General features: G+C 54.2%; 5 protein-coding genes. 2 read left to right on the top strand and 3 right to left on the bottom strand.

All coding sequences use genetic code 11. The features are described from left to right. Positions 1-36: 36 nt before the first annotated feature. The 3 genes from FF011L_RS23285 to purD form a co-directional block, all read right to left on the bottom strand. Positions 37-6,843, bottom strand: coding sequence for a polyketide synthase (locus FF011L_RS23285; protein WP_145354346.1), 6,807 nt, complete (start codon positions 6,841-6,843; stop codon positions 37-39). Between the two features lie 20 nt (positions 6,844-6,863). Further along, positions 6,864-7,454, bottom strand: a complete 591-nt coding sequence (locus FF011L_RS23280; RefSeq protein WP_218932837.1) for a 4'-phosphopantetheinyl transferase family protein — start codon at positions 7,452-7,454, stop codon at positions 6,864-6,866. A gap of 560 nt (positions 7,455-8,014) precedes the next feature. Further along, entirely contained in the window at positions 8,015-9,343 is a 1,329-nt protein-coding gene (purD, locus tag FF011L_RS23275) for a phosphoribosylamine--glycine ligase (protein ID WP_145354344.1), read from the bottom strand. A gap of 400 nt (positions 9,344-9,743) precedes the next feature. Between purD and FF011L_RS23270 the strand changes: the two genes are divergently transcribed. Both FF011L_RS23270 and FF011L_RS23265 read left to right on the top strand, forming a co-directional pair. Then, positions 9,744-10,508: a cupredoxin domain-containing protein gene (locus FF011L_RS23270; RefSeq protein WP_145354343.1), complete on the top strand. Its 765-nt coding sequence runs from the start codon at positions 9,744-9,746 to the stop codon at positions 10,506-10,508. A 527-nt stretch (positions 10,509-11,035) separates the two neighbouring features. Beyond that, a complete protein-coding gene (locus FF011L_RS23265; protein ID WP_145354342.1) occupies positions 11,036-11,698 on the top strand; it encodes a hypothetical protein in 663 nt (220 codons plus the stop codon). Positions 11,699-12,169 lie beyond the last annotated feature (471 nt).

Raw genomic sequence — 12,169 nt, 5'->3', positions numbered from 1 at the left:
GGAGGAGACTACTACAGGCTGCCAGCCTGCTGAACTTTAGACTTGCAGGAATTGACCTGGGTTGGCGGCGTCGGGGATGAACCAACCGGGATGGTTGTTTTTGTCTTTTCCAAGTTTTGCACCCGAGACTGGCGGTTGGTCTGCGGCACTGGATACCGATGATTTTCGATATCCGTCACCTGTCAGGAAACCATGTCGTTGGCATTCGATAATCGATTCGTGCAACGCTTGAACCAATTGGTCAACGTGTGATTTCGTATGTGCCAGCGTTAACAAACATGGTCGGTGATCCCAGATGTGCATGCCTCGACGTCGCATCGCTGCAAACAGCAGTTCGCTATAAAGAGGTTCATCGTGGAATTGCAATTTGAATAAGGAACCAAAGTTGGCGGCAAACAAAGGAGCATTCAATTCGGTCGCTACTTTATTTAGTTCTGTGGTTAGATAGTCACCTAACTGATTCAGCCGGTCGTACATCGGTTGCCCTTCGCTTTTGATGTGCTGAAGGATCGCTTTGGATGCAGCAAGCGTGAGTGGGTGTCGCACGAACGTTCCCGCGAAATAAGTCATTCCCGCCTCGGGCCGACTGTCGTCCCCGTATTGCCAAAAACCGCCATCCAGTCCATCCATATATTCGGCCTTGCCAGCGACGACGCCGATCGGCATCCCCCCACCGACCACCTTGCCGTACGACGCTAGGTCCGCGCGGATGCCAAAGTACTCCTGGGCTCCCCCTTTCCCGATTCGTAATCCCGAGATCACTTCGTCGAAAATAAGTGCGGTCGGTGCGTGTTCGGTAAGGGCTCGCAATTTGTGTAGGAATTCGCGAGGTTGAAGTTCAGGGTGTCGGCTTTGGACGGGCTCTACAAGGATGGCGGCGATCGTGTCGATATTCTCTTGGATGATCCGAAGCGATTCGTCGGTGCCGTAATCGAGGACGAGGGTGTTGGAGACGTGTTCTTTTGGAATTCCCGGTGCGGCTGGGAAGCTTTTATGTGACTTGCTGCCGCGGACCAGCACTTCATCCAAGATCCCGTGATAATCCTCATTGAACATCACGATTCGATCACGGCCGGTTGCGGATCGGGCCAGCCGAGTGCAGGCCAGTACCGCTTCGCTGCCGGTGTTGGCAAACGCCATTCGTTGATTCCCGGTCAATTCACAGAAGAGAGCCGCGACTTCACCAGCCAACGGGGATTGAGGCCCGATCGAAAAATCCTTTTGGACTTGTTCGTTAATCGCATTGACCGTGATCTCATGCGAATGTCCCAGCAAGTTGGAACCGAATCCGCACGTAAAGTCGACGTACTCGTTACCGTCGATATCCCACAGGTAAACTCCTTTGGAGCGGTCAACGACCAACGGATAGGTCATCTCTTTTAAGTTCGGACGGAATCCTGAAACCGTTCGTGGGTCGGCTAAGTAAGCACGATGCTGCTGTGCCTGAGCTTTGCTCTTGGGAGTCATCTGGTTGTGCAGCCGGATGATTTCATCAAGTGCCGTCTGCTGGGATGCGTCCAGTGCAGAATCGGTTTTAGCAACACGAGCCGCCGCACCAAAAGCCTTTGGAGGGGCGTCATTTGTGAATGGCGGAGGCGTCAGATCTTTGGATGGTTCTTTTGGTGACCGCGATTGCGGCTGAGGAGATGTCGATGAGGCCAACGGCGTGGTCGTTGCCGGAACAGAGACGGGCGTGCCAGCTAACCATTGCATTTGGGCAGCCATGATTTGCAGTTGTTGCTGCACAATCGAGTAGGTCATGTCTCCTGTTGCGACTTGGCCAAGTTGATCCGTCTGGACGTTGACGGGCGATTGCGTGACGCTAGCGGTGTTATTGTCGAGTGTGATCTGTCCGGTTAAGTCCGACTGATCTGCGGCGATTGGGTTTGTGGTGAAGCTTGCGACGTTGGCCGCGTGATCCTGTTGCGGTTCGGCTTGTTCGCGAAATTGATCGCGGGGTAAGTGTTCGTCTAGGAAATTGCTCAAGCCGTCGACATGAGGCGTTTCTTCTAGCAATTGCCGAAAGGTAACTTCGATGCCAAACGCTTTGTGCAGTGCCGTTGCGGTTTGAGTCAATCCAAGCGAATCGAGCCCCATTTCAAAGAACGTGGTGTCGTTCTCGAAATCGTTTAGATCAAAGCCGGAGGAGTTTTCGAAGACGTCTTTAATCGCGGTGATGATTGCAGGTTTGCGATTCATGGGTAGGTTCGGCGCTGAACAGGGAGAAGGGCTGGACAAGCTGGTCGGAATGCTTGGGGCGGTTTCGGTGCTTGGCAAATTCGCTAACACATCGGCCGGGACAGGGGAGGGCGGTATTGGATGAAGCGAGCGATATTTCGCTTGATTCGGTTCCATGAAGTAGCGTTTTCGCTCGAACGGATAGGTCGGCAACGATACGGTTCGTCCCTTGGTTTGAACGTTTTTCCAGTCGATCGAAACCCCTTCTAGCCACATTCGTCCCAATGCGGACAACATGGCTTTCGATTCCGTGTGGTCGTCGGCGTTGTCCGACAAACTGGGCAATGCGATTTGTTTTTTGGGGTCGTCAGCGTGTTGCTTGGCAAGCGTGGCGAGCGTTCGACGTGGTCCTAGTTCCAGCAAAATGCGTGAGGAATCCTCTTTCCACATCTGGGTGACTGCACCTGAGAATTGCACCGGTTCACGCAAGTGCGCGGCCCAGTAATTCGGATCGGTTGCTTGTTCATCCGTCATCCAGTCGGCTGATACGGTGGATAGAATCGGGATGGAAGGAGGGGCTAGCGTCACCGTGCGGACAAATTCGGCGTACGGACGAACGATCTCCTGCATCATTGGCGAATGGAAGGCGTGGGACGTCTGCAAGGAACGGCAAACAACTTCGTTAGATTCAAGCTCTTTCTGGAGCGTTTGAACTTGATCGTCCGGGCCTGCGACGACACAGAGTGACGGGCCGTTGTAAGAGGCAATTGCCAAATCGCCCGATAACATCGGTTCGACAGTATGCCCGGGCAAACGTACGCTCAGCATGCTGCCGCCAGGCAAACGTTGCATCATTTCGCCACGCTTTGCGATCAGCCGCACTGCGTCCTCTAGTGAAAAGACACCGGCGACACAGGCGGCCGCAAATTCGCCAATGCTGTGTCCCATCATCGCGGTCGGACGGATGCCCCAGTTCATCCAAGTTTGGGCTAATGAATAGCCAACTGCAAAAAGGGCCGGTTGGGTGAACTGCGTTTCGCGAAGGAGGGCCGTCGCCGATTCATGTTGATCGGAAGCCGGAAAAAGGATATCCCGTAGATCACGGTCGATCGATGGCGTTAGCAGGTCGCAGCATCGGTCGAGGGAAGCTCGGAACACGTCACAGTGTTGATAAAGATCGTGTCCCATCCGCAGGTACTGAGCGCCTTGGCCGGGAAACATAAACACGACGTCCCGTTCGACTCCGTCCCATTTTTGCTGTTGGTAACGGGGGGCTTTCTGCAATGAAAAGGCTTTTGAAGCATCTTGCGGATCACCTGCAACAACAAACGCTCGCCAGTTCATCCGGGCTCGGCCGTTAGCCAGCGTGTGGGCAACATCGGCAAGTTCGATGCTCGATCCGCGGTCGGATTCTAGATACGTTGCAAGTCGTTTCGCCGACTTGCTGAGAGCCGTTTCTGTTTTCGCCGAAACCGGCAAGAGGTGAACGGGAAGCGTTCCACTTCTCTCCTGCGTTTCGCCTGCGTGCACCGCTGGAGCTTCTTCAAGGATGACATGTGCGTTGGTGCCACCGACACCAAATGCACTGACGCCGGCTCGGCGGGGTTCGCTGGAGCGAGGCCACTGGATCGTTCGATCGCAAACAAAAAATGGACTGTCTTCAAAATCGATTTGCGGATTCGGGTTTTCAAAGTGCAGGGTGGCCGGAATGCATTCGTGGTGCAGCGACAGAGCGGTTTTGATTAACCCCGCGACTCCAGCGGCTGCGACGGTGTGCCCGATGTTGCTTTTGACCGATCCGATGGCACAGAATTGTTTCTGTTCGGTTTGGGCTTCGAACACTTCACGCAGCGCGGTCACTTCGATAGGGTCACCGATGGGAGTCGCCGTGCCATGGGCTTCGATATAGCCGATGCTTTCAGCTTGGACGTCGGCGGAGGCGTGTGCCATTGCGATCGCTCGGGATTGTCCATGGATGCTGGGAGCACCAAAACTGGATTTTTCGCTCCCGTCGTTGTTGATGCCAAAGCCACGGATGACGGCATATATTCGGTCGTTGTTTTCGATGGCGTCTTCCAATCGTTTGACGACAACCAACCCGGCACCATCGCTGAATAGCGTTCCCGCCCCGAAAGCATCAAACGGTCGGCAATGACCGTCCGGAGTAAAAATGCTGCCGGTTTGGTGCAGGTGTCCACTGTTTTGTGGATGCGAAATAGAGACTCCTCCGGCAATCGCGGCGTCACACAGTCCGCCTTCAATCGCTTTGCATGCTTCGATCAACGCAACCAGCGAAGTGGAGCACGCGGTACTGACGCTGACGGCGGGCCCCGTCAGATTTAGACTGTGCGCAATTCGCGTGGCAAGATAGTCTTTTTCGTTGTTAAGCCCCGCGTTGAATTCACCGATTTCGCGAACGCGTTCGGGGTTGCTAAGCACGTTTTTGATGAAGTAGCTGGTCGCATACGTTCCCGCCCAAATGCCGATCACATCGTCGGTTGCGGTTGCTGAATGGTTGCCCATCCCCGCGTCTTCGAGGGCGGTCCACGCCAGTTCAAGCAAGACCCGTTGTTGCGGGTCGGTCCATTCGGCCGTCCGGGGTGGCATGCCAAAAAAGCGAGCGTCAAAATGATCGGAATCTTTAAGGATCCCGCGTGCTGGAACGTAGTGCTCCGAGTGCGTGTCACGGGGATCGAGTGAAGGATCCAGTTCGTCCGTATCGAAGAAGGTGATCGATTCGCGTTCGTTGATTAGGTTCTGCCAAAACGTGTTAACGTCTTCGGCTCCTGGCATCCGAGCCGCCATCCCAACGATCGCAAACCGGCCTGAGGCGTTTGTGCGTGAGCGAGACGCTGCCGGAGTTGGCAATGTTTTTTGTTCTTCGGACTTTGCCGATGATGCGAGAAACGCATCGATCGTAGGACGATCGAAGAACTCGGCAATCGAGACGTTGATGCCCATCTGGTTGCGAGCGGCGCTGACCACTTTGGTGGCTCGAATGGAGTTGCCACCGAGATCAAAAAACGAATCGTGGGTTCCAATGCGATCGATTTGCAAGACGTTCGACCAGATCGTCGCTAGTTGTTTTTCTTGTTCGGATTTAGGGGCGATGTACGGCGTTTCGATGTCCGGACGCTTTGTCGCCGGCATCGGAAAGGCACCTCGGTCTAGTTTTCCGCTTGGCGTATAGGGAAACGAGTCAACAACCGTAATGGATGAAGGAACCATGTAATCGGGAAGCGACTTCGATAGTTCTTCACGCAGGGCGACAACATCAGGCGTTTGGTTGTCCGCCGGTAAGACGTATCCGACTAACCGAACATCGCCCGGCGTATCCTCGCGCAAAACGGTCGCCGCAATTCGTACCGAGGCATCGGTTGCCATCGCAGCATCGATTTCGCCAAGTTCGATACGGTGACCATTTAGTTTGATTTGTGAATCGATTCTCCCGAGGTGGTCGATTTGTCCATCGTCGGTAATCTGAGCAAGGTCGCCCGTTCGAAAAACCGATTCGCCATTCCAGGTGACGAACTTCTCCGCATTTAACGCGTCACGGTTTAGGTAGCCCATCGTCACGCCAAGACCGCCGATCAGTAATTCGCCCGGTGTTTCGACGTCGCAAAGCTGGTCCGAATCATCAACGATATAGCTGTGCGTGTTATCGATTGGTTTACCGATCAAAATCCGATCGGTGGAATTGAGAATGCGTGAAGCCGTTGAATAGACGGTCGTTTCGGTGGGGCCGTAAAGGTTCCACAATTCGCCGCAGCGTTCGAGTAACGGATCGATCAGATCACGAGGTAACGGTTCGCCAGCCGTCACGAACTTCATCTGTGAGGTGCCGCTGAATTCGGCTTCGACCATCATCCGCCACATCGCCGGCGTCGCCTGCATGAAGGTGACGTGATGCTTCTGAATCGCTTGAACCAATCGTTCGGAGTCACGAGCCGTTTGTCGATCGACGACTGCGACACTGCCACCGGTGACCAATGGCAAAAACATCTCTGCGACCGAGATGTCAAACGATAACGTGGTCGTTGCCAGGATCCGATCGTCGGCGGTAAATCCAGGTGTGGAGATCATGCTATGCAGCATATTGACCACAGCCAGATGAGGCACCAAAACGCCTTTAGGGTTTCCGGTGGAACCGGATGTGTAGATCACATAGGCAACATCGGTGCGTGGATCGGTATGCACTTCCGTATAGACGTCAGCCGATTCAATCGCATCGCGCTGCTGATCGATCATCGTTGCGTCGACATCGAATTGGTCAATCAAGTCACCATGCGATTGGTGTCCCAGCACATGCTTGACGTCTGCATCTTTGACCATGAATTTCAGCCGGTCCACCGGGTATTCTGGGTCTAGAGGGACGTAGCTTGCGCCCGACTTTAGGATCCCAACCAGCGTGGCGGGCAAATCGACGTCTCGCCTGCAGCAGATTCCTACTCGGTCGCCGATACCGACTCCCTTTGTTTGAAGCCAGCCTGCAATCTGATTGCTCCATGCACTTAATGACGCATAGCTTTGTGAGTCCTGTTCACAAACAACAGCGGTCTTTTCGGCGTTTGCTTGGGACTGTTGTTCAATCCACTGATGTAGATGCAACTGAGGAGTGGCAGCCTTGGTGTTGTTAAGCAGCGAGTATCGTTCTTGAATATTCATTAAAGATCCTTTTGCACTATTCAATTTTCACGCCACCAAGTTGCGGTGAAAACGTTGTCGCCGTAAATGAGATACCTGATCGCCAGTTGAAACGGATCAGAGTTTCGTTTCATGGTGATTCGGTTCTCGTCCAGCTGACAAACTTCGATTTGTTTGGGATGGAGCACGGTTCCCATCATGGGATACCAGCATTTGTAAAAAGCTTCTTTGGCAGAGAAGACGAGCGTGAATCGTTGGCATTGATCGAGAGAAGGAATTGTGGCGATTTGCCATTCCGTTTCGGTCGCGATTTGTTCGTGAAGTTGCTGTGCGGTCGATTCGTCGACGATCGGTTCGGTATCGATTCCAACAGACAGATACCCAGAACGATGTGCTACTGTGCACCAAACCCAGTGATCGCTATGGGTGATCGAACCGGCGAAACCTTTGGGCCACGCGGGTGAGCGGTCGGCATTCACACCAACACGTTCGCTAACACCGAAGGTTTTTAGTAACTCCGAGGCAACGGATCGTCCCGCGGCGAATTCACGCTGGCGTTTTGTAAGCCGATTCGGATAGGCTGAATCGGCTGGTTGCAGCGGCGATAGCTGCCAGGCGATATCCTTTGGCATCCACGGGTGTATCTTCGCACTCAATGTCTCGCCTAGCGTCCGCGCAGAAGCGTCGTGACGAGGACGGACAGAAGCGACAGAGGCCATGGTGACAAAAGGGGGACGTGAAGCGACGGTTTTGCAAACACTCATCACAATGTGATATTGCAACGAACGACGCAAAAACGTTGCTTGCGATTGCTCACCCCTGAGTGAAATCAGCCGGGAAAGATGATCTGATCGTCGGTCTCTTTATCCGTTGTACGGATTTTGACGATTAGGTGAGGATTGGGACGCTGAATCGGCTCGGATTGCTTCCGTCTCGCTTGGTTTAGAATTAGTTCCGGCGACGCTCCCAGCCTTCCGAAAAAGTTCCGTTTCCGGGCTTGCCCCGGCGGAAACAAACAGCTGCCGAAATCTTAACTCGTTGCGGCAGCGAATTAGGAACTTATGATCCTTCGCCGCACGGCAGCAACCGTCAGTCAAAAATTTCACGTCCCCCGTGAAAGGCGACACGTAAGAGCTGGCATGGGGGCGATTCCGGTTGAAGGAAACGACCCGCACTGATCGCAACGGCTGCTTTACAGCGCTTTGTCGCTGATGTCTTTTCGGCACCAAGCTCCTGGCCAGCGGATTTCTTTGACCGCTTTGTAGGCTTTCAGTTTTGCGTCGCTGATGGAATTTCCGATCGCGGTGACTCCAAGGACACGGCCGCCATTGTTGATGACCGTGGTCCCGATGTTTTGCGTACCGGCGTGAAAGACTTTGACGTCGCTCATCTCGGCGGCTTTATCCAGTCCCTTAATCACGCGGCCTTTTTCGTACGCACTTGGGTAACCTTCGCTGGCCATGACGACACAGATGCTGGGACGTTCGTCCCATTCCGGTGGATCCACATCCGCAAGCCGTCCGTCGATAACCGCTTCGATGATCTCGCAAAGGTCGCCCTTCATTCGCATCAGTAGCGGCTGGCATTCAGGGTCTCCGAAGCGGACGTTGAATTCCAGGACTTTCGGGCCTGCTGCGGTCAACATTAAACCGGCATACAGGATGCCACGGAATGGTCGGCGTGAGCGTTTCATTGCATGGACAACGGGAACCAAAATGTCTCGCTCGATGCGGGCCATCATTTCGGCATCGATCAGTGGGGTCGGGCAGAACGCGCCCATTCCGCCGGTGTTGGGGCCGAGGTCGCCATCGTAGGCTGGTTTGTGATCCTGAGCCGCTGGCAGGGTAATGATGGTGCTGCCATCGGTGATCGCCAGGACACTTGCTTCTTGTCCCATCAAGCGTTCTTCGATGATCAGGACATCGCCTGCTTCACCAAATTCACGGACGCCCGCAATCCGGTTGATCGCGTCGAGTGCCTGGGACCGAGTGCTGCAGACGATCACGCCTTTGCCGGCGGCCAATCCGTCCGCTTTGACCACAACAGGAACGTCTTGCTCGGAATCGGGGTAGCGGTCTTTGATGAAACGCGAGGCATCCGATGCGGTCCGAAAGGTTTGGTACTCGGCGGTCGGGATGTTGGAGGCTCGTAGCAAGTTTTTGCAGAAAACCTTGCTCCCTTCCAGTTCGGCCGCGGCGGCGGAGGGGCCGAAGGCGCGAATCCCGGCGGCTTGCAAGTCGTCCACCAAACCGTCGACAAGTGGGGCTTCCGGGCCGACGACAACGAAAGCGATTTCGTTTTCGATGGCGAATTTAATGATGCCCGGTTTATCGCTCGCTTCGATCGAAACGTTGGTGGCGTCGATGGCGGTCCCTGCATTTCCAGGGGCAACAAAGACTTGGGCGACTTGTGGACTTTGCGCTAGCTTCCATGCCAAAGCGTGCTCTCGTCCTCCATTCCCAACAATCAGTACTTTCTTGGTGGCGGGGATCGAGGAATTATCAGCAGATTCAGCAGGCATCGGCGTAGAGGGGGCAGAGCGGGTAAGAATGGATTATTTTCGACCTGCATGGTAAGCCAATGAGCCTCGCTGCGGTAGTTGTCCGCTCGGAGGACCCACGAGTTGCCGTAAAGCCTATAATAATGGCTGGTTTCTCGCTTTGTATGAGCTATAATAAATTTGCCCCCCCACCAGATCGGTCTTCAATTCTGCCTTTCCCTTTTAAAACCCACCTCAGGGATGGCATGCCGGTCTACTTAGGCTAATTTGATTGAAGGTGATGGCTGGGGTCCAACTGCTCAGCCATCGCTTTTTTATTCGGTTTGGTGCCGAATGGTTTTGTCTTTTCGCAAAGGCAAATAAACTTGAGCCTAGCTAACTACCCAACATCACTCCGTAATTTCAATTAGGAGCGTTTTCGATGCGCCGATTTTTGCTGTCTGCCGCTTTGCTTTGTTTTGCAAGTCAATTGAATGCGGGCGATTTGAAGATTCAGTTTTTGTTTGATGGGGTGGTTCCGCCCCCCACTGCAATTAACGTTAATCGCGATGAAGCCTTTTGTGGCAAACATGGCTTGGTCGACGAACGCTTGGTTGTGAACCCAACCAGCAAAGGGATTAAGAATGTTGTCGTTTATGTCTACACCGGCCGTGGCGGCAGTAAATTGCCAGACCAGACGCCCAAGAATGCGACGCATGTCCTAGCGAACAAAAATTGCCGCTTTGAGCCACACATTGTCATCGCTCAGGTTGGAGACACCCTGAAAGTCACGAATCCTGATCCCGTTGGCCATAACGCCAGCATGAACTTCCTGAAAAATACCCCGCAGAACCCAATGATCCCTTCGGGGCAAGAGGTCGAGGTTGAATTGAAGGAGAGCGAACCAGCTCCGATTCCAGTGACCTGCAGTATCCATCCTTGGATGCAGTCTCGCTTGGTTGTTTTGGATCACCCATTCGCCGCCGTCAGCGATGAAGATGGCGTCTTGGTTATCAAGGATCTTCCGAACGAAGAACTGAATTTCCGAGTCTACGTCGAAGCGGCTGATGGAGCTTTGGACGAAGTCGATTTGAACGGCAAAACCGTCAAATGGAAACGAAATCGTTTCGATGTCGATATCAAAGATGGAATGAACGACATGGGTGTCGTCAAAATCAAAGCAAATCAAATCAAATACGGCGACTAATCGCCTGTTGATTGAACACATGTTCTCAACGTAGCAGAGTCTCTCCGAGACTCGTGCCTGCTGGATTCTCCGCCTCGGAGAGGCGTAGCTACGAGGATGGCTGCTCAGGTATTGCCATCCGGCGCGGCGTTATGGCACGTAGCAGAGTCTCTCCGAGACTCGTGCCTGCTGGGCTCTCCGCCTCGGAGAGGCGGAGCTACGAGGGTGGCTGCCCATGTATCGCCATCCGTTTCGGCGTCATGGCACGTAGCAGAGTCTCTCCGAGACTCGTGCCTGCTTGGTTCTCCGCCTCGGAGAGGCGGAGCTACGAGAGTGGCTGCACAGGTATCGCCATCTGCCGCGGCGTCATAGCACGTAGCAGAGTCTCTCCGAGACTCGTGCTTGCTGGGCTCTCCGCCTCGGAGAGGCGTAGCTACGAGAGTCGGCGGAGCTGCGGACTAAACCGCTGCCCATGCGTCGCCATTAGGGTGGGTATAATGGCACGTAGCGTTTGCTGAACTATTTATCGCAGAGCTATGGGGTAGGGCATGGATCAATCGGATCTTTCGTTCTTCGATCCGGCTGCTGATTGGGATGTCGTTGAGCGGCATCTGCCGCATTGGGGGCAGCCGGGGTGTATGTGCTTTGTCACTTGGCGGCTTGGCGACGCACTTCCGGCCGAAATCCTCGTCCAATTGGATGTGGCTATTGGTGATCTCCTGCGGGGCGCAGGGTTGGATCCAGATAGCGATTTGCGGGTCCAATTGTCCCAGCACCCCTGTAAATTCAGGTCGGACGTTTATCACAAGCTTTTTCAGCTTCGGGACCGCTTCCTTGATTCTGGCTATGGAGCGTGTCATCTAGCGAATCGTGAATGCGCGGAGATTGTTCTGGAAAGCCTTTTAAAGTTTGACGGGGAGCGGTACTTCATGACGGATGTCGTCGTAATGCCCAATCACGCTCATTTTTTGGTCGGATTCGCCAGCCAGACAAGATTCCTGAAGCAGTGCACGGAGTGGAAGCGATTCAGCGGTCGGGCGGTAAATCGATATCTCGGAATTCAAGGTTCTTTTTGGCAAGTGGATCAATTCGATCACCTGCTTCGTGGTGAAAAATGGTTTGATTACTACCGCCAATACATCGTCGACAATCCAAAGAAGGCAAGTCTAAGGCTCGGCGAGTTCTTGCATTTTCAAAAACGCTTAGCCTGAAAAAACGGAGTTTTTAGCTGTAGGTTTGGCTCTCCGAGATGAATACATCCGCCTCGGAGAGGCGGAGCTACGAGGGTCGGCTGCCCAGGTATCGCCATCCGGCCCGGCGTCATGGCACGTAGCAGAGTCTCTCCGAGACTCGTGCCTGCTGGGCTCTCCGCCTCGGAGAGGCGGAGCTACGAGAGTGGCTGCCCGGGTATCGCCATCTGCCGCGGCGTCATGGCACGTAGCAGAGTCTCTCCGAGACTCGTGCCTGCTGGCTCTCCGCCTCGGAGAGGCGGAGCTACGCGGGTTGGCGGAGCTACGAGGGTCGGCGGAGCTACGTGTTCCGTTCCCTGATCCGAGGGGGCCTATGGTTCTTGCACGTTCGGTGCCCATAATTGGCCAGAATCCTCATCCGTTGTGCGACGATGCGCCCCTTGTGAATTGAGCGATTCTGGGTTCCTCTGTTGTGCTTGGCATGTTCTTATA

The organism is Roseimaritima multifibrata (assembly GCF_007741495.1).
GTDB classification, from domain to species: domain Bacteria; phylum Planctomycetota; class Planctomycetia; order Pirellulales; family Pirellulaceae; genus Roseimaritima; species Roseimaritima multifibrata.
The sequence above is the reverse complement of the archived record's forward strand: the minus strand, read 5'-3'. Positions and strand labels throughout refer to the sequence as shown.